The 17,208-nt window shown below is 74.5% G+C and carries 18 protein-coding genes, 3 tRNA genes and 1 pseudogene; 11 read left to right on the top strand and 11 right to left on the bottom strand.

Features of this window, described 5'->3' with window-relative positions; translation table 11 throughout:
* Positions 1-155: 155 nt before the first annotated feature.
* From gdhA to purM, 5 genes are all read left to right on the top strand, one after another.
* Positions 156-1,493 (top strand): NADP-specific glutamate dehydrogenase, encoded by a 1,338-nt coding sequence (gene gdhA, locus CFLA_RS14725; RefSeq protein ID WP_013118125.1) that lies wholly within the window; start codon positions 156-158, stop codon positions 1,491-1,493.
* 90 nt (positions 1,494-1,583) lie between these two features.
* Positions 1,584-1,961: a sterol carrier family protein gene (locus CFLA_RS14720; protein WP_013118124.1), complete on the top strand. Its 378-nt coding sequence runs from the start codon at positions 1,584-1,586 to the stop codon at positions 1,959-1,961.
* Positions 1,962-1,975: 14 nt separating this feature from the next.
* Positions 1,976-2,374 (top strand): hypothetical protein, encoded by a 399-nt coding sequence (locus CFLA_RS14715; protein WP_013118123.1) that lies wholly within the window; start codon positions 1,976-1,978, stop codon positions 2,372-2,374.
* A 94-nt stretch (positions 2,375-2,468) separates the two neighbouring features.
* A complete protein-coding gene (gene purF / locus CFLA_RS14710) occupies positions 2,469-4,016 on the top strand; it encodes an amidophosphoribosyltransferase (RefSeq protein WP_013118122.1) in 1,548 nt (515 codons plus the stop codon).
* Positions 4,013-5,134, top strand: a complete 1,122-nt coding sequence (purM, locus tag CFLA_RS14705) for a phosphoribosylformylglycinamidine cyclo-ligase (RefSeq protein ID WP_013118121.1) — start codon at positions 4,013-4,015, stop codon at positions 5,132-5,134. Before purF ends, purM begins: the two co-directional genes overlap by 4 nt.
* 254 nt (positions 5,135-5,388) lie before the next feature.
* Here purM and CFLA_RS14700 read toward each other — a convergent pair whose 3' ends face one another.
* A complete protein-coding gene (locus CFLA_RS14700; protein ID WP_013118120.1) occupies positions 5,389-5,595 on the bottom strand; it encodes a DUF3073 domain-containing protein in 207 nt (68 codons plus the stop codon).
* A gap of 684 nt (positions 5,596-6,279) precedes the next feature.
* On the opposite strand from CFLA_RS14700, the gene CFLA_RS14690 reads away from it, so the two are divergent.
* Entirely contained in the window at positions 6,280-6,495 is a 216-nt protein-coding gene (locus CFLA_RS14690; protein ID WP_013118119.1) for a BldC family transcriptional regulator, read from the top strand.
* A gap of 315 nt (positions 6,496-6,810) precedes the next feature.
* Here the strand turns inward: CFLA_RS14690 and CFLA_RS14685 are convergent, their stop codons facing one another.
* The 6 genes from CFLA_RS14685 to CFLA_RS14660 form a co-directional block, all read right to left on the bottom strand.
* Positions 6,811-7,098, bottom strand: coding sequence for a DUF3618 domain-containing protein (locus tag CFLA_RS14685; protein WP_013118118.1), 288 nt, complete (start codon positions 7,096-7,098; stop codon positions 6,811-6,813).
* Positions 7,095-7,529 carry a phage holin family protein gene (locus CFLA_RS14680; RefSeq protein WP_013118117.1) on the bottom strand — a complete coding sequence of 145 codons (435 nt, stop codon included), beginning with the start codon at positions 7,527-7,529 and terminating at the stop codon, positions 7,095-7,097. Before CFLA_RS14680 ends, CFLA_RS14685 begins: the two co-directional genes overlap by 4 nt.
* Before the next feature lie 111 nt (positions 7,530-7,640).
* The gene (locus CFLA_RS14675; protein ID WP_013118116.1) at positions 7,641-8,072 is read right to left on the bottom strand and encodes a phage holin family protein; all 432 of its coding nucleotides are present in this window, start codon (positions 8,070-8,072) and stop codon (positions 7,641-7,643) included.
* A 249-nt stretch (positions 8,073-8,321) separates the two neighbouring features.
* Positions 8,322-8,394, bottom strand: a tRNA-Phe gene (locus tag CFLA_RS14670).
* Positions 8,395-8,432: 38 nt separating this feature from the next.
* Positions 8,433-8,506: transfer RNA gene (locus CFLA_RS14665), tRNA-Asp, on the bottom strand.
* Between the two features lie 54 nt (positions 8,507-8,560).
* Positions 8,561-8,633, bottom strand: a tRNA-Glu gene (locus tag CFLA_RS14660).
* A gap of 169 nt (positions 8,634-8,802) precedes the next feature.
* Between CFLA_RS14660 and CFLA_RS14655 the strand changes: the two genes are divergently transcribed.
* Positions 8,803-9,147: a metallopeptidase family protein gene (locus CFLA_RS14655; RefSeq protein WP_043600973.1), complete on the top strand. Its 345-nt coding sequence runs from the start codon at positions 8,803-8,805 to the stop codon at positions 9,145-9,147.
* A gap of 66 nt (positions 9,148-9,213) precedes the next feature.
* Entirely contained in the window at positions 9,214-10,125 is a 912-nt protein-coding gene (locus CFLA_RS14650) for a cation diffusion facilitator family transporter (RefSeq protein WP_013118114.1), read from the top strand.
* 150 nt (positions 10,126-10,275) lie between these two features.
* Here the strand turns inward: CFLA_RS14650 and CFLA_RS14645 are convergent, their stop codons facing one another.
* Together CFLA_RS14645 and CFLA_RS14640 are read right to left on the bottom strand one after the other, a co-directional pair.
* Positions 10,276-11,394 (bottom strand): S1 family peptidase, encoded by a 1,119-nt coding sequence (locus CFLA_RS14645; protein WP_013118113.1) that lies wholly within the window; start codon positions 11,392-11,394, stop codon positions 10,276-10,278.
* 78 nt (positions 11,395-11,472) lie between these two features.
* Positions 11,473-12,423 carry a LysR family transcriptional regulator gene (locus tag CFLA_RS14640; RefSeq protein WP_013118112.1) on the bottom strand — a complete coding sequence of 317 codons (951 nt, stop codon included), beginning with the start codon at positions 12,421-12,423 and terminating at the stop codon, positions 11,473-11,475.
* 107 nt (positions 12,424-12,530) lie between these two features.
* Between CFLA_RS14640 and CFLA_RS14635 the strand changes: the two genes are divergently transcribed.
* A complete protein-coding gene (locus CFLA_RS14635) occupies positions 12,531-13,436 on the top strand; it encodes an LLM class flavin-dependent oxidoreductase (protein ID WP_013118111.1) in 906 nt (301 codons plus the stop codon).
* Positions 13,437-13,503: 67 nt separating this feature from the next.
* Here CFLA_RS14635 and CFLA_RS14630 read toward each other — a convergent pair whose 3' ends face one another.
* Together CFLA_RS14630 and galE are read right to left on the bottom strand one after the other, a co-directional pair.
* Positions 13,504-14,709 (bottom strand): NosD domain-containing protein, encoded by a 1,206-nt coding sequence (locus CFLA_RS14630; protein WP_013118110.1) that lies wholly within the window; start codon positions 14,707-14,709, stop codon positions 13,504-13,506.
* Positions 14,710-14,851: 142 nt separating this feature from the next.
* Positions 14,852-15,832, bottom strand: coding sequence for a UDP-glucose 4-epimerase GalE (gene galE / locus CFLA_RS14625; RefSeq protein WP_013118109.1), 981 nt, complete (start codon positions 15,830-15,832; stop codon positions 14,852-14,854).
* A 47-nt stretch (positions 15,833-15,879) separates the two neighbouring features.
* Here galE and CFLA_RS21310 point away from each other — a divergent pair.
* A pseudogene (locus CFLA_RS21310) lies at positions 15,880-16,590 on the top strand (polyprenyl synthetase family protein); the annotation flags it as partial.
* 136 nt (positions 16,591-16,726) lie between these two features.
* Positions 16,727-17,170 (top strand): polyprenyl synthetase family protein, encoded by a 444-nt coding sequence (locus tag CFLA_RS21110; RefSeq protein ID WP_052302731.1) that lies wholly within the window; start codon positions 16,727-16,729, stop codon positions 17,168-17,170.
* Positions 17,171-17,208: the final 38 nt, after the last annotated feature.

The following is a 17,208-nucleotide window of genomic DNA, read 5'->3' as shown; positions in this document are numbered from 1 at the left end:
CGCGGGCACCCTCACGGGGTGTCCGCGGCCTCACGCGTACCCCGACCGCCCGCCGGGCGCGAGGACCACGGATCGGACGTCCCAGGTCCGGTTCGGGGGCCGGGCCTACGCTCTGAAGGTTTCCCGTCCTCGCTGAGCAGAGCGGAGTCGACGCCATGCAGGAACAGCTGCAGCGTGTCCACGAGCAGGTCCTTGCACGCAACCCCGGTGAACGCGAGTTCCACCAGGCGGTCACCGAGGTGTTCGAGAGTCTCGGGCCCGTGCTGACCCGCAACCCCGAGTACGTCGACGCCGCGGTGCTCGAGCGCCTGTGCGAGCCCGAGCGGCAGATCATCTTCCGTGTGCCGTGGGTCGACGACGCGGGGCAGGTCCGCATCAACCGGGGCTTCCGCGTCGAGTTCAACTCCGCGCTCGGCCCGTACAAGGGCGGCCTGCGCTTCCACCCGTCGGTGTACCTCGGGATCGTGAAGTTCCTGGGCTTCGAGCAGGTCTTCAAGAACTCGCTCACCGGCATGCCGATCGGCGGCGGCAAGGGCGGCTCCGACTTCGACCCGCGGGGCAGGTCCAACGGCGAGGTCATGCGCTTCTGCCAGTCGTTCATGACCGAGCTGTACCGGCACATCGGGGAGTACACCGACGTCCCGGCCGGTGACATCGGCGTGGGTGGGCGCGAGATCGGCTGGCTGTTCGGTCAGTACAAGCGCATCACCAACCGCTACGAGTCGGGCGTCATCACCGGCAAGGGCATCTCCTGGGGTGGCTCGCTGGTCCGCACCGAGGCCACCGGTTACGGCACAGTGCTGTTCGCCGAGCGGATGCTCGCCACGCGCGGCCTGTCGTTCGACGGCATGCGGGTCGTGGTGTCCGGCGCCGGCAACGTCGCGATCCACGCGATCGAGAAGGCGCAGGCGCTCGGCGCGCACGTCGTCGCCTGCTCCGACTCGCTCGGCTACGTCGTCGACGAGGCCGGCATCGACCTCGAGGTGCTGCGCCAGGTCCGCGAGGTCGAGCGACTGCCCGTCGAGCAGTACGCCGCCCGCCGCAGCGGTGCGCACTACGTCCCGGCGGCCCGCGTGTGGCAGGTCGACGCCCAGGTCGCGCTGCCGTGCGCGACGCAGAACGAGATCGACGAGACCGACGCCAAGCGCCTCGTCGACGCGGGCCTCCTGGCGCTCGCCGAAGGTGCCAACATGCCGACGACGCCCGAGGCCGTCGCGCTCCTGCAGGACGCGGGCGTGCTGTACGCGCCCGGCAAGGCCGCGAACGCGGGCGGCGTCGCGACGTCGGCGCTCGAGATGCAGCAGAACGCCAGCCGCGACTCGTGGACGTTCGAGCACACCGAGGAGCGGCTCGCCGCGATCATGGCGGGCATCCACGACAACTGCGCCGAGACGGCCGAGGAGTACGGCGACCCGGGCAACTACGTGCTCGGCGCCAACATCGCCGGCTTCACCAAGGTCGCCGACGCGATGCTCGCGCTGGGCGTCGTCTGACCCGACACCCGTCCGAGGAGGGCGGTCCGGCAGCTGCCGGGCCGCCCTCTGCGCGTCCCCGGACCGTGCCCGGTGCGCGAGGATGGGTCCGTGCCACCGCGTCGCCGTACCGACCCCCTCGACGGGCGTGCCGCGCTGCAGGCGTGGCGCGCGGACCCCGACGGCGCGCCGACGGCCGCCCGGCGCACCGCGGTGCGCTTCACGCTCGAGGAGCTCGCCGACGTCGCCCCGGGCAACGCGGTCGAGGTCCGTGTCCCGCCCGACGGCGCCGTGCAGGCCGTCGAAGGACCGCGCCACACGCGCGGCACGCCGCCGAACGTCGTGGAGACCGACCCGGTCACGTGGCTCGAGCTGGCGACAGGCGAGGTGACGTGGCACGCCGCGGTCGCGACGGGGCGCGTGCACGCGTCGGGCGAGCGGGCCGACCTCGCGCACCTGCTACCGCTCCAGGCCGCCCGGGTCCGCTGACCTAGGATCGTCGGGTGCCCGAGGACCCCCGACCCGACGACGCCCGTCCCGCCGATGCGCCGCCCCCGGCGGCCGACCCCGGCGCCCCCGGTGCGGTGACCCCCGACGAGGCCGAGCTCGCGCGTGTCGCGGTCCCGGCGACCGTGCGCCGGGCGCCGCGCTACCGCGCGTTCCTCGTCGCAGGCGCGCTGCTCGGTGCGCTCGTCGGCCTCGGCGTGGCAGCGGCGACCGCGGCGGGCAGCGCCCTGACCGCGGACGACGGGGGAGTGCTGCCGTTCCTCGGTGGCCAGAACGGCGTGCGGGCGGTGCTGGCGCTCTCGGGCGCGCTCGGGGGCACGCTCGTGGGCGGGGTGCTGGCCCTGCTGGCCGACCGGCGCAGCACGCGGCGGCGGCGACCTGCGCCGCCCGCCTGAGGGGCCGACGCGGCTCCGGCGCCACGACGCGCACCGCTCGCCGCGTGGTGGACGCCCGACGCGGGGCCGTCCGGGCGTGTGCCACCATGGTGCCGTGGCCCCCCGCGCAGACGGACGTCTGAACCACGACCTTCTCCCCGGCGAAAAAGGCCCGCAGGACGCCTGCGGAGTCTTCGGCGTCTGGGCTCCCGGCGAAGAGGTGGCGAAGCTCACCTACTTCGGTCTCTACGCGTTGCAGCACCGCGGCCAGGAGTCCGCGGGGATCGCGACGTCGAACGGTTCGCAGCTCCTCGTCTACAAGGACATGGGGCTGGTCTCGCAGGTGTTCGACGAGACCGCGCTGAACGCCCTGCAGGGGCACATCGCGATCGGTCACACGCGCTACTCGACGACCGGCGGGTCGACGTGGGAGAACGCGCAGCCGACGCTCGGCCCGACCGCGGCCGGCACCGTGGCCCTCGGCCACAACGGCAACCTCACCAACTCCGCCGAGCTCGTCGACCTCGTCGCGGAGCGGTACGGCAGCCAGCGCCGCGGCGAGCTCGCGCGCGGCAACACCACCGACACGGCGCTCATCACGGCACTGCTCGCGGGAGACCCGGACCACACGCTCGAGGCCACGGCGCTCGAGGTGCTGCCGCGCCTGCGTGGCGCGTTCTGCCTGGTGTTCATGGACGAGCGCACGCTGTACGCGGCGCGCGACCCGCAGGGCGTCCGGCCCCTCGTGCTGGGCCGTCTGGAGCGCGGCTGGGTCGTCGCGTCCGAGACGTCGGCGCTGGACATCGTGGGTGCGTCGTACGTGCGCGAGGTCGAGCCGGGCGAGTTCATCGCGATCGACTCCGACGGGCTGCGCTCGACCCGCTTCGCGCCCATCGACCGCGCGGGCTGCGTCTTCGAGTACGTCTACCTGGCACGTCCCGACACGACGATCAACGGCCGCTCGGTGCACGCCGCGCGCGTCGCGATGGGCCGCCGCCTGGCGGTCGAGCACCCGGTCGAGGCCGACCTCGTCATCCCGGTCCCGGAGTCCGGCACGCCCGCCGCCGTGGGCTACGCCGCGAAGTCGGGCATCCCGTTCGGTCAGGGCCTGACGAAGAACGCCTACGTGGGCCGCACGTTCATCCAGCCGTCCCAGACGCTGCGCCAGCTCGGCATCCGCCTCAAGCTCAACCCGCTCAAGGACGTCATCCGCGGCAAGCGGCTCGTGGTGGTCGACGACACGATCGTGCGCGGCAACACGCAGCGCGCGCTCGTGCGCATGCTGCGCGAGGCGGGTGCCGCCGAGGTCCACATCCGCATCACCGCTCCGCCCGTGAAGTGGCCGTGCTTCTACGGCATCGACTTCGCGTCGCGCGCCGAGCTCATCGCCAACGGCCTGGGCGTCGAGGAGATCGCCCGGTCGCTGGGCGCCGACTCGCTGGGCTACCTGTCCGAGGAGGGCATGATCACCGCCACCGAGCAGCCCGCGTCGCAGCTGTGCACCGCGTGCTTCAGCGGCCGGTACCCGATCGAGCTGCCGCCGTCGGAGCAGCTCGGCAAGCACCTCCTGGAGCAGAACGAGCTGCCCCTGGGGCAGCCCGAGGACGGCCTGCTGAGCATCGTCCCGACGGCCGGTGGCGCGACCGCGCTGGAGCACCCGTGAGCGCCCCGCAGCCGGTCACGTACGCCTCGGCGGGCGTCGACACGGAGGCCGGCGACAAGGCCGTCGAGCTCATGAAGGACGCCGTACGGGCCACGCACGGCCCGCAGGTCCTCGGCGGGGTCGGCGGGTTCGCGGGGCTGTACGACGCCGCGGCGCTCACCGCGTACCGGCGTCCGCTGCTCGCGACGTCCACGGACGGTGTGGGCACCAAGGTCGCGATCGCGCAGGCGCTCGACGTGCACGACACGATCGGCTTCGACCTCGTCGGCATGGTCGTCGACGACATCGTGGTGGTCGGCGCCAGGCCGCTGTTCATGACGGACTACATCGCGTGCGGCAAGGTCGTGCCCGAGCGTATCGCCGGGATCGTGCGCGGCATCGCGGCGGCCTGCGCGGCTGCCGGGACGGCCCTCGTCGGCGGCGAGACCGCCGAGCACCCCGGCCTGCTGGGCCCCGACGAGTACGACGTGGCCGGCGCGGCCACGGGCGTCGTCGAGGCGGACGAGCTGCTCGGTCCCGAGCGCGTGCGCGCGGGGGACGTGCTCGTGGCGCTCGCGTCGTCCGGTCTGCACTCGAACGGCTACTCCCTCGTGCGGCGCGTCGTGCAGGTCGCCGGGTGGGGGCTGGAGCGGCACGTCGACGAGCTGGGGCGCACCCTGGGCGAGGAGCTGCTCGAGCCCACGCGCGTCTACGCGGCCGACTGCCTGGCGCTCGTCGAGCAGTTCGGGCCCGACCGCGTCCACGTGTTCAGCCACGTCACCGGTGGCGGGCTCGCCGCCAACGTGGCCCGCGTCCTGCCGCCCGGCCTGGTCGCCGACGTCGACCGGGCCTCATGGGTCCTGCCGCCCGTGTTCTCGCTCGTGCAGGGCCTCGGATCCGTCCCGTGGGGCGACCTGGAGAACACCCTCAACCTCGGCGTCGGCATGGTCGCGGTCGTGTCCGCGGAGGTCGCGGACGACGTCCAGCGTGCGGCGGCGCAGCGCGGGGTGCCCGCGTGGCGGCTCGGGACCGTACGCGAGCGGCGTGACGACGACGGCACGGCCGCGGACGTCGTGGCGGGCACCAAGGGCGTCCAGGGCGGTGCCGTGCGGCTGCACGGCACCTACCGGGTCGGCTGACGCGCGCGCGACGGTCCTGCGCCTGCGCGGCACCGGCTCAGCGTGCCGGCGGTCGCGCCGTCGGGCCCGGGTCGACCCGTGTACCGAGGGCGTCGCCGCGTCCTCGCCCGGGCGTCCACCGGAGTGAGGCGCGCGACCTCACGAGATCCCCACGGCTGCGGCGTCCCGCTCGAGCGCCCGCGCGAACACGACGCGGCCCGAGCAGACGGATCTGCTCGGGCCGCGAACCGGGTGAGGGATCGCGCGGACGCTCGTCAGCGGTCGTCGTCGCCGGGCCAGCCCCATCCCGGCGGATCGTCGTCGTCCGTGCCCACCGCGCTGCGGCGGCTGTCCGTGACGACATCGTTGCGGCTGCGCGACGTGAGCTCCTGCTCGAGAGCCCGGTAGTTGGTGTCCGGGCTGAAGTACTTCAGCTCCCGGGCGACCTTCGTCTGCTTTGCCTTCTGACGGCCGCGCCCCATGGCATCGACCCCCTCTAACGTGGAAGCGGGGCGGCTCCGTGCTCACACGTGCGGCCCCGGGTGCTGTTGAGTCTCTTCGTGTGGCAACGGTACATGGTCGCGATCCATTCCGACCACCTGCCGGCGGGTGGGCTCGCCCACGTCGCCCGCGAGTGCGCCCGCGACGTGACAGCCGCCCGGGCGTGGCGTGACTCGCTGGTCCGGATGGTGCGCACGTCGTCCGGGAAAGTCCGGTCACCGGCCCGCAGAAGGTGTGACGTACATCACATTTCCACGCCGATCCGGCGCGGGAGCGCGTTCATGGTCCACCTGTTCACCCACGTGGGGGCGTCGATGCGGTTCGACTCGAGGCGTCATTGCTGGTCACGGCGCTGACCCGAAGGGGTGAGCGCGAGTGGGCGAAAAATCCCGTGCGAGCGAAGTCACACCATCGAGCGACAGGTCGCGAGTGCTCGCAGGGGATGTGTCCCGAGTCGGACGGGTTTAGGGTGGGTACATCGACGGCGCCCCAGGGAGGTGGTGGCGGACGACGGGCCCCGAACGGCGGGTCCGGCGGCACGTCGCACACCTCCGGAGGTGTCCTGGAGTGCCCGATGTGTCAGATTCAGTACCAACACCCGCGGCCCCGGTGCGAGAGGTGAACCAGGAAGCACCGACCGGGGCGGCCAGACCAGGGAGGTACACGTGTCCACCACACACTCGTCAGAGACCGAAGCGCTCCTGACGCCGTCCGAGGTTGCGACGTTGTTCCGCGTCGACCCCAAGACCGTCACGCGCTGGGCGAAGTCCGGCAAGCTCTCCTCGATCCGCACGCTCGGCGGTCACCGCCGGTACCGCGAGTCCGAGGTGCGCGAGCTGCTGAACGGCGTGCCGCAGCCACGGAGCAACCCGCAGTCCTGAGGTTCTCGGGGCCGTCCGTCGGGACCGTCCTGCGCGCACCGCGGGGGAGTGCGCGAGACGCCGGCGGAGCAGGCTCCGACGACCGACGTGCTGTCGGTCGCGGGTGACCACGCGCACGACGACGGCCGTCGTCCGTCGAACCCCTCTCGGGGCTCGGGACGGCGGCCGTCGCGCTGTCCACGGGCGTTCCGGGGCCGCGGACGACCGCGGCTGCCCTCCGAGCTTCCCCAGGGGGCCCGGGCCCGTCCGGCGGGCGGATCGGACGGATCCCGGCCGGCGAGCTCGCCCCGGTGGCGACCGGCCGGTGAGCGGGCGTCAGTGACGCGTCACGCGCCGGACGACGCCGACGACGACCAGCGCGACGACCGCCCCGGCGACGGCGAGCACCTTGCGCGCGCGGGCGCGGTCCTCGGGGAGGGCCGCAGCGTCCGTCGCGTCGAAGACGAGGCGCCGCGCCCGCTGCTGCAGGCGCTCGACCTGACGCTGCGGGGAGACCTCGTCGGCGAGGGCGTCGACCGTGGCGGCGAGCTGCTCGCGCGCGAGCACGACCTCGGCCTCCAGGGCGGCGACCTGCGGGGTGGGGGTCGAGTCCTTGTCGCTCACCGCTGCAGGCCCTTCTTCACGGCGTCCACGTCCGCCTGGAGGTTCTCGATGGCGCGCTCGGGCACCGGCGGGGTGCCTCGCTTGAGGTGCCGGACGCCCAGCAGCCCGAGCACCCCGGTGACCGCGAGCAGCACGAGGGACACGATCAGTGCGGCCAGCCACGCCGGGAGCACGGTCGCGAGACCGAGGACCGCCGTCGCGAGCAGCGCGGTGAGCGTGTAGAGCGCGAGGACGCCGGCCCCGACGAGGAGGCCCGCACCGAGGCCGACCTGCTGCGCGCGGGCGCTCAGCTCGGCCTTCGCCAGAGCGATCTCTGCGCGGACGAGGCGCGTGGCCTGCTCGCTGAGGTCGCCGACCAGGCGGCCCAGCGACCGCGGGTCGTCAGGTGCGTCGGGACGCGGGTCGCTCGACCGACCGGTGTACGTGACCATTCGACGGACTTCCTCACCTGCAGTGACGGGTGCTGCCGGACCCTCAGTCTGCCGGGCCGGGCGCCCGCGCGCGACGCGACGCGTCGCGTACCTGCCGATGCGTCCGTGCGCTCAGTCGACCCAGGGGTGCACGAGCTCCTCTGCCGGGTGCGTGCTCGGGGGCACGGGGATCACGGGACTCGTGGTCGGCAGCATCGCGCGGCCCCAGGCGGCGGCCGCGGCGGCGAGCAGCACCAGGCTCGTGCCGACGACGAGCGTGGCCAGCCACAGCGGCAGGGCCTGCGCGACGGCCACGACGGCCGCCGTGGCGAACAGCAGCAGTCCGACGACCGTCAGCAGGGCGGCGACGGCGAAGGCGATCGCGGAGGGGCGGATGCGCACGGCGCGCCTCCGCAGGCTCGCGCCGACGGCGTCGAGCTCGTGCTGGACCGTGGCGCGCACCTTGTCCTCCGCGCGCTCGAACCGGTCCCGTGCGCGCTCGGCGAGGGGGTCGGTGAGGCGGTCGAGGATGCGGGGGCGGGGGCGGTCGGTCGTCGTGGTCACGGGAGTGTCCTCGGTCGGTGGGAACGTGCTCCCACCGTAGGCAGGCAGGTGCGCGCGCCGACCGGGACGATGGGCCCGAGGTGGACGGGCGTCCGGGTGAGTCATGCCGCACACGTCGGGCGACTCGGACATCCCGGTCCGGAGGGTGTCGCCGGCGCGTGGTGAGGTCACACGGTGCGGCGGAGATCCGGGCGACGAGCCCCGGACACGGCGACGGCCCCGGCGGGCGTCCCGCGGGGCCGTCTGAGGTGGCTCCGACCGGCGTCGATCCGGTGACCTTTCGATTTTCAGTCGAACGCTCTACCAACTGAGCTACAGAGCCTCGCACGAGGGAGTCGATCTCTCGACCGACTCTCTCAGCGACCCCGACGGGACTTGAACCCGCGACCTCCGCCGTGACAGGGCGGCGCGCTAACCAACTGCGCTACGGGGCCTCGATGGTGGCCTGAGCCACCGTGAAGCTTCCTGCTGTACTGCTCTCCTGCTCGTACCCCCAACGGGATTCGAACCCGTGCTACCGCCGTGAAAGGGCGGGGTCCTAGGCCGCTAGACGATGAGGGCGGGTTGTCCGCCCCGGACGTCGAGGCGTCGGAAGACCGGTGATGAGCATACGGGGTGGGGGCCGGAACTCCAAAGCGGGATCCCCGTCGCAGGTCAGCGCGTCGCGCGGGCCGACGGAGGACGCCGGGTCGGGGGCGCTCCGACAGGGCAGGATGGAGCCGTGGTCGAGATGACGCGTGAGGAGTTCGAGGACGCGGTCCGCGACGCCCTGGACGAGATCCCGGAGGAGCTCGCGGCGATGATGGACAACGTCGTCGTGCTGGTCGAGGACGAGGCTCCGGCCGACGAGCCCGACCTCCTGGGTCTGTACGAGGGCACGCCCCTGACCGAGCGGGGGGAGTTCTGGGCGGCCGGGTCGCTGCCCGACCGGATCTTCGTCTACCGCCTCCCCACGCTGGCGATCTGCGAGGACCGGGACGAGGTCGTCGAGGAGGTCGCGGTCACGGTGGTCCACGAGATCGCGCACCACTTCGGCATCGACGACGACCGCCTCCACGCGCTGGGCTGGGGCTGACCGGCCGCCCGGGCTAGCATCGCTCGACGGCGATGACTCGACGTCGCGGCGACGGGAGGTGGTGACGTGACGGGCCACCACCACGCGCACCCCGGGGCGAGCGCCCGCCACCGCGGCCGGCTCGCGTGGGTGCTCGGTCTGACCCTCGTCGTGATGGCCGTCGAGGTCGTCGGGGGCCTGCTCTCCGGCTCGTTCGCGCTCGTCGCGGACGCCGGGCACATGCTCACCGACGCCGCCGGGCTGGCCGTCGCGCTCGGTGCGAGCGTGCTCGCGGGACTGCCGCCCACCGCGCGCCGCACGTTCGGCTGGCAGCGCGCCGAGGTCCTGGCGGCGCTCGTCAACGGGCTGGTCGTCGGCGTCGTGGGCGTCCTCGTGCTCGTCGAGGGGATCCGTCGCGTGGTCCACCCCGGTGACGTCGAGCCGCGGCTCATGCTGGGGGTCGCGCTGCTGGGCCTGGCCGCGAACGCGGTCGGCCTGCTCCTGCTGCACCGCGGGCGTCACGACTCGCTCAACGTGCGCGGCGCCTACCTCGAGGTGCTCGGTGACGCCCTGGGATCCGTCGCGGTCGTGGCGGCGGCGCTCGTGGTGCTCGCCACCGGTGCCGCGCGTGCTGACGGCATCGCCTCGGTCGTCATCGCGCTGCTGGTGCTGCCGCGCGCGGCGATGCTGCTGCGCGACGTCGCCCTCGTGCTGCTGGAGGCGACACCGGCGGGCGTCGAGCTCGACGCCGTGCGCGAGCACATGACGCGCGTCCCCGGGGTCGTGGGGGTCCACGACCTGCACGCGTGGACCATCACGTCCGGCGTCCCCGTGCTGTCGGCCCACGTCGTCGTGGCGGACGACGAGCTGGACCGCGCCGGCACCGGACGCGTGCTCGAGGCGCTGCGGGCGTGCCTGTCGGGCCACTTCGACGTCGACCACTGCACGTTCCAGCTCGAGCCCGCGTCGCACGGCGGGGAGCGGGGCCTGCACCCCTGACCCCCGGCGACGGGTGGTGCGACGCCCCCCGAGGTCGCACCACCCGCCACGCGGCCCGCCTGGACGGCGCGGGCCGCTGGGTGCCCCGGGTCGCGGTCGGCGACCCGGGGCCGGCGCGCGACGGGCAGGGGAGGGCCCGCCGCGAGCGTGTCAGCCCAGGACGAGACGCAGACCGTAGGCCTGCAGGATCTCGTTCACGGGCTGGAAGTACGTCGTGCCCCCGTAGCGGCAGTTGCCGGACCCGCCCGACGTGACGCCCTGGGCCTGCGTGCCGGCGACCAGCGAGCCGCCGGAGTCGCCCGGCTCGGCGCACACGCTCGTGCGGATGAGGCCCGAGACCGAGCCCTCCGCGTACCGCACGGTCGTGTTGTACGCCCGGACGTAGCCGCACCGCCATCCCGTCGTGCTGCCCGATCGGCACACGTACGAGCCGACCGCGGCCTGCTGCGAGCCGGTGACGCGCACCGTGCCGCCCGAGTGGTTGTTCACCAGCCCGCGCGGCGTGTTGCCCGAGGCGACCTGGACCCACGCGTAGTCGTTGCCGGGGAACGACGAGCCGCGGAAGGTCCCCGACGGTGACGACGTGCTCGCGCCCGCGCGCCCGCAGTGGCCCGCGGTGACGAACCCGCCCTCGACCGCGAAGCCGACCGAGCAGCGGCTGCTCGCGTTGATGTAGTACGCGTTGCCGCCGATGACGTCGACGAACGTCCGTGGCGCCTCGGTGGTCGCGAGCGTCACGGCGTCGGCAGGCAGGCCCGCGGCGGCGACGGCGTCGGCGGCCGCCGCGGTGTCGCCGACCGACTCGACGACGAGCTTGTTGGTCGGCACGTCGACGTACCAGGTGGCGACCGCGGCCGACGGGCCGGCCGCGTCGAGCCGGGCCCCGAGGGCCTCGAGCTGGCCGAGCGAGCGCTCGGCGGCGACCGCGGTGACGCCGGCGGCCATCGGCCCGCGCACCTTCGACGGCGTCGTCGAGGCGACGTGCACGGTGCCGGCGGCGGGGTCGACCCAGGCGCCCGCGTACGTCGACCCGAGAGCCTGCGTGAGCGTGCGGACCTTGGTGGCGGCGTCCTTCTGGAACGCGAGCCGCTGCGCGGCCTCGGCGCGCGGGACGCCGAGGTCGCGCTCGAGCGCCTCGACCATGCCGGCGGGCAGGTCGGAGGACGGCGCAGCCGCGGACGCACCGTGGGTGGTGAGCGGTGCCAGCAGCAGCGCCAGGGCCGCGGTGGCGACCGCGGAGGCACGGCGGAGGGTGGTGGGCGTGGCCATGGAGGAGCCTCTCGTTCGGTGGTGACCGTGCAGTCACGATACGCGTCGACTGGAGTCAGAAACCAGAGTCCGTCCCAGTCATATCGCGGGACGCGCGTGGACCTCACCCGCTCGTGAGGGGCGTGAGTACGCGCCACCCGCGGCGGCCAGGCCGTCGCGCCGCGCGTCGCGCGCCGCCGCGACGAGTCGCTCCTGCAGGTCGGTGTCGGCGTCCGTGCGCGTCGCCAACCAGGTCGACCACGCCAGGGGTGCCCCCCGCAGCGCGACGGCGCGCAGGCCGGCGGGCAGCGCCCCGAAGGGCTGCGCGAGCGCGACCACCGCGTCGTCCAGCACCATCGCCAGCCCCGTGGCACGGTCGCACTCGCTCGGCGTCGCCGGCGCGAACCCGGCGCGTGCGCACGCCCGCAGGAAGCACTCGCGGAAGCAGCACCCGTCACCGGCGGCCTTGACCCAGTGCTCGTCGGCGAGCTCGGCGAGGTCCGCGACGTCACCGCACGCGTGGTCGTCGCGCACGACGACCTGGACGGCGTCGGTGCCGACGAGGCGCCACTGCACGCCCGGCGCGGCGGGCGGCAGCGCGTCACCGCACATCCCCGCGAGCAGCACGTCGTGCGTGCCCGCGGCGAGCTCGGACGCCGCGCGCCGTGCGTCGGCGGTCGCGCGCAGGGTGGGGGGTGCGCCCCCGTGCCGGAGTCGGTGCACGAACGGCGCGGCCAGTGCTGCGCCCGCGCTCGCGACCCGCAGCGAGGTCGGCGTGCCCCCGCAGGCCAGGCGCTGCGCGTCCTGCCGCAGCGCGTCCATCGCAGGCAGCAGCGTGCGCGCGCGCTCCAGCACGAGCAGCCCGAGCGGGGTCGGGCGGACGCCGCGGTGGTCCCGAACGAAGGTGGGGCCGCCGAGGGTGCGGTCGATGCGCGAGAGCTGCGCGCTGAGTGCCGGCTGCGCGATGCCGAGCGCCCCTGCGGCCTTGGTGATGCTGCCGAGGGAGGCGACGGTCGCCACGGTCCGCAGGTGCCGCACCTCCAGGTCCATGGCGGGAGGGTACGGGTGCCGGGGCCGTTCTGTCACGGCCGTGTGTCACCCCGCCGTAGCGACATGTGACTGCGGCCCCCGTCGGTCTCCCCGGTAGCGTGCCGGACATGGTCAGGGTCGGGGTGGTGCTGCTCCCGCAGGAGCGGTGGTCGAGCGCGCGGGCGCGGTGGCGACGGGCCGAGCAGATGGGGTTCGACCACGCGTGGACGTACGACCACCTCGCCTGGCGCGACCTCGCCGACGAGCCGTGGTTCGCGACCGTGCCGCTGCTCGCCGCCGCCGCCGCGGTCACCGACCGGATCGGCCTGGGCACCTGGGTCGCGTCCCCGAACTTCCGCCACCCCGTGCCGTTCGCCAAGGACGTCATGGGCCTCGACGACGTGTCCGGGGGCCGGTTCGTGCTCGGCGTCGGTGCCGGCGGCGAGGGCTGGGACGCCGGCGTGCTGGGCCCGGCGCCCACGCGCGGCGAGCGCACCCGGCGGTTCGCCGAGTTCCTCGGGCTGCTCGACACGCTGCTCACGCAGCCCGTCACCGAGCACGTGGGGGAGTTCTACGAGGCGCACGCGGCCCGGATGGTCCCGGGCACGCTCGCACGCCCCCGGACGCCCTTCGTCGTCGCCGCGAACGGCCCGCGCACGATGGCGCTGGCGGCGCGGCACGGGCAGGGCTGGGCGACGTACGGGCCCGGGACGGGTGTGGGCGACGGCGTCGACGAGGCCGCCGCCCAGGAGGAGTGGTGGGGCGGGCTCGCCCGCATGGTCGACGCGTTCGACGAGGTCGCGGGCGGTCGTGCCGTGGGGCGGTGGCTCAGCCTGGACGGCGCCCCGCGGTTCTCGCTGACGTCGGCCGCGCTCGCGGTCGAGGGCGTCGAGCGAGCGGCCGCGCTGGGGTTCGGCGACGTCGTGCTGCACTGGCCGCGGGAGTCGGGCGTGTACGCGGGCGAGGAGCGCGAGCTCGAGCGCTTCGCCGCCGAGCTGCCACGGCTCCAGGCGCTCGAGCCCGCGGCGCGCTGACGGCCGCACCGCGCCCGGCGTCCGCGGCCCGCCCCGGACGGGTGGTCGGCCGGGGCGGGCGCGGAGCTCAGGACGCCGGACCGGCCCCCTCGCACACGACGCCGACGCACTGCGGCTCGTTGCCGTTGCCGCGGGCGGTGTTGCCGCCCAGGTCGACGGCGCCCGGGGCGTGGATGCCCCAGCGCTCGTTGGCGACCGCGGTGTTGGCCTGCAAGGTGCTCTCGCCGACCACGGAGAGGATCCCGTCGCCGTTGCGGCGGAAGTCGTTGCCGACGAGGGCGGCGGTGAAGTAGGGCGGCCCGTCCTCGCTGCGGCCCTCGTAGCCGACGTCGTTGCGGACGAACGTGTTGTCGGTGAGCACGCCGTGCGCCGAGTCGAACCGGACCCCGGTGCCGTTGGCGGTGAAGGTGTTCCCGACGAGCTCGTTCGGGATCGAGAGCACCCAGTAGCTGTCGACCCCGATGTCGTTGCGCACGAACGTGCTGCGGTAGACCCTGGCGGTCCCGTACCAGATCGAGGAGACCGCCGTCCCGTTGTCCCGCAGGGTGCTGTCCTCGATCCGGCAGGCGGACTGGTCGCACGCCACGCCCTGCTCGTTGTACGCCAGCACCGAGTCCGCGACGGCCACGGTGCTGCTGGTGACGTCGAGTGCCGTGGCGTTGTCCGTGAACCTCGACGCAGAGACCGTGAGGTCGACACCGCCCCACAGGTCCAGGGCGCTGATCCCCGTGCCGTTGGCGACGAACCGCGACGCGGTGACGTCGGTGTCGGGGGCGACCGTGCCCAGCCCCTGGAGCTCCAGGCCGGTGGTGTTCTCCCGGAACGTCACGTCCTCGATCACGAGCCGTCCCGGCGCGTCCCACGCGTCCTCCGCGAGCGCGACGCCCGACTCCCAGCCACGGACCACCCCGCCGTGCACGGTCGCCGACCCGCCCGGTGGGACGATCAGCCCCGTGCCGGACCCGCCACCGACGACCCGGTGCCCGGCGAGGTCGAGCGACGCGCCGTCGAGCAGGGTGAGCCCGACGGGACTGTTCCGGCAGACGAGGTCGGCGCCGAGCGTCACCTCGCCCTCCACCACGGCTCCGCACCCGACGACGGGTGCGGCGGCGGCCGGTGCCGCCAGCGCGGAGCCCCCGGCGCCGAGGACGAGCGCGGCCGCCGCAGCCGTCAGGGTCTGCAGCCCTCGCCGCCGGCGTCGTCCTGGGGGCGCGGCGAGTGAGGCGGACCCCACGTCGAGCGCGGACCGGACCACCGCTGAGCGGACACGCATGAGTTCCCCCTGACGACCGAGCGCTGCACGGGCGGAGCGCTGCCGGTCCGAGTGTGGGGTCGGTATGTCGGGTCTGACCAGACCTGGGAGGGTGCGCCGCGTCATCGTGGCCGAAAGGGCAGCGATCCGGCCCGGTGGGGCGTCAGATGGTGTGCTGGTGCGCGGCCCACGCGCTGGCGACCATCTCCTCGGGCGTGTGCCGCATGACCCAGTCGAGGTCGCGGGCGGCCGCCTCGCCGGAGGCCACGATGCGGGCGGGGTCGCCGGGGCGGCGGGGGGCGACCTCGGGCGTGAAGTCGGTGCCGGTGACGCGCGCGACCGTGGCCATGACCTGCGCGACCGACAGCCCGTCGCCCGAGCCGAGGTTGTAGACGGGGTCGAGGGCCCGCCCGGCGGCGAGCGCACGGGCGGCGGCGACGTGCGACACGGCGAGGTCGGCGACGTGCACGTAGTCGCGCACGCACGTGCCGTCGGGCGTGGGGTAGTCGGTGCCGTTGACGCGTGGCGTGCGGCCGGACGTCAGCGCGTCGAGCACGAGGGGGAAGAGGTTGTGGGGGCTCGAGTCGTAGAGGTCGGGCGCGCCGGAGCCGACGACGTTGAAGTAGCGCAGGGACGTGTGGCGCAGGCCCGTGGCGACGCCCTGGTCGCGCAGCAGCCACTCGCCGACGAGCTTGGACTCGCCGTAGGGCGACTCGGGGGCGGTGGGGGTGGCCTCGGTGACCACGTCGACGTCGGGCGTGCCGTACACGGCCGCCGAGGACGAGAACACGATGCGGTCGACGCCCGCGTCGGCCATCGCCTCGAGCAGGTGGGCGGTGCCGGTGACGTTCTGGGTGTACGTGTGCAGGGGGCGCTGCACGGAGACGCCCGCGTACTTGAATCCGGCGAGGTGCACGACGCCCGTGACGCCGTGCTCGGCGAGCGCGGTGCGTACGGCGGCGGTGTCGACGACGGACGCGCGGACGAACGGCACGTCGTCGGGGACGAACTCCGCGTGGCCGCTCGAGAGGTCGTCGAGCACGACGGGGCGCAGGTGCGTCTCGCCCGCGGACGCGGCCTCCTGCAGGGCGCGCACCACGTGCGCGCCGATGTATCCCGCCCCACCGGTCACGAGCCACGTCATGGCGGCAGCATACCTTCCCGTCCGAACAGAAAAGCACAATCTCGAACATGGACGAACACTTTCGGGTGACGGGTCAGTTCCACCCGGTCTCCGGTGGCCGACGGGCAGATCCTCAGTACCCTGAGGATTCTTCCGACGGACCTCCTGGGGGCGACGTGAGTCAGACAAGCGAGCGCACGCCCGTCGGGCACGGCGCCGGCCCGGCCCTGGCCGACGCGCCCCCTGCGGCGCAGGTCCTCGCCACGGACGTCACGCCGGTCCCCGGGGCCCCGGTGGACGCGGCCGCGCTCGCGCACGGCGTCGAGGACGTCACCGTGGCCGCCTCGCGCGTCCTGCGCGACCTGGTCCGCGAGCAGCGCCGCCGGGCGGTCGGCTACGACGCCGCGTGCGCCGACCTCTGGCAGGACGTCGACGCCGTCGTCGGCGGCAAGCTCCTGCGCCCGCGCCTGGTCGCCGCCGCGTACCTGGGACTCGGCGGCACCGACGTCACGGCCGCCGCGCACGTCGCCGCCGCGCACGAGCTCCTGCACACGGCGATGGTCGTGCACGACGACCTGCTCGACCACGACGAGGTCCGCCGCGGCCGCCCCAACGTCGCCGGCCGCACCCGCGCGCGCCTGCACCACGACGGCGTCGCGGCGGCGGCCGTCGACGAGCAGGTGCGGGCGTCCGCGCTGCTCGCCGGCGACGCCGCGCTCGCGCAGGCCTTCGGCCTGCTCGCCGCCGCAGCGGTCCCGTCCGCGGTGGTCGGCGACCTCGTGCGGATGCTCGCGGACGGCGTCTCGACGACCGTCAGCGGCGAGCTGCTCGACGTGCGGGGGGGCGCTCGCGGCGCCGTCCGACGTCGACGCCGTCCTCGTCGCCGAGCTCAAGACGGCCGTCTACTCGTTCCGCGTGCCGCTGGAGTCCGGCGCCGTGCTCGCCGGCGCGTCCGGCGAGGAGCGCGCCGTGCTCGCCGGCATCGGCACCGCGCTCGGCGTCGCCTACCAGCTCGCCGACGACGAGCTCGGCACCATCGGCGACCCGGCGCTCACCGGCAAGTCCGTGCTGTCCGACCTGCGCGAGGGCAAGCGCACCGAGCTGCTGCGGGTCGCCTGGCGCCGCGCCGACGCCCGGCAGGCCGCGCTGCTCGCCACGCACGTCGGCCGGGCCGACCTCGACGAGGCGGGTGCGCGCACGGTCGTCGAGGTGCTGCACGCCACCGGCGCGGTCGAGGACGTGCGCGCCCTCGCGCACCGTGCGGCCGACATCGCGCGTACGCTCGCCACGCACCTGCCGGAGCCGCTCGCGACCTACCTGGCAGGTGTCGTCGACGACCTCGCCGGGCGCGCGCGCTGAGACCCACCGGGCCGCGGCCCACGACCCCCGGCACGACC

The sequence above is a fragment of the Cellulomonas flavigena DSM 20109 genome, assembly GCF_000092865.1.
Classification (GTDB): Bacteria; Actinomycetota; Actinomycetes; order Actinomycetales; family Cellulomonadaceae; genus Cellulomonas; species Cellulomonas flavigena.
This window is presented reverse-complemented; position numbering and strand designations above follow the sequence as displayed.

Excerpts from the sequence above, each read along its gene's own strand:
- CFLA_RS14645 (WP_013118113.1), bottom strand. The coding sequence starts at position 11,394 with ATGGCCACGCCCACCACCCTCCGCCGTGCCTCCGCGGTCGCCACCGCG.
- gdhA (WP_013118125.1), top strand. The coding sequence starts at position 156 with ATGCAGGAACAGCTGCAGCGTGTCCACGAGCAGGTCCTTGCACGCAAC.
- CFLA_RS14640 (WP_013118112.1), bottom strand. The coding sequence starts at position 12,423 with ATGGACCTGGAGGTGCGGCACCTGCGGACCGTGGCGACCGTCGCCTCC.
- CFLA_RS14700 (WP_013118120.1), bottom strand. The coding sequence starts at position 5,595 with ATGGGGCGCGGCCGTCAGAAGGCAAAGCAGACGAAGGTCGCCCGGGAG.
- CFLA_RS14655 (WP_043600973.1), top strand. The coding sequence starts at position 8,803 with ATGACGCGTGAGGAGTTCGAGGACGCGGTCCGCGACGCCCTGGACGAG.
- CFLA_RS14680 (WP_013118117.1), bottom strand. The coding sequence starts at position 7,529 with ATGGTCACGTACACCGGTCGGTCGAGCGACCCGCGTCCCGACGCACCT.
- galE (WP_013118109.1), bottom strand. The coding sequence starts at position 15,832 with ATGACGTGGCTCGTGACCGGTGGGGCGGGATACATCGGCGCGCACGTG.
- CFLA_RS14635 (WP_013118111.1), top strand. The coding sequence starts at position 12,531 with ATGGTCAGGGTCGGGGTGGTGCTGCTCCCGCAGGAGCGGTGGTCGAGC.
- CFLA_RS14630 (WP_013118110.1), bottom strand. The coding sequence starts at position 14,709 with ATGCGTGTCCGCTCAGCGGTGGTCCGGTCCGCGCTCGACGTGGGGTCC.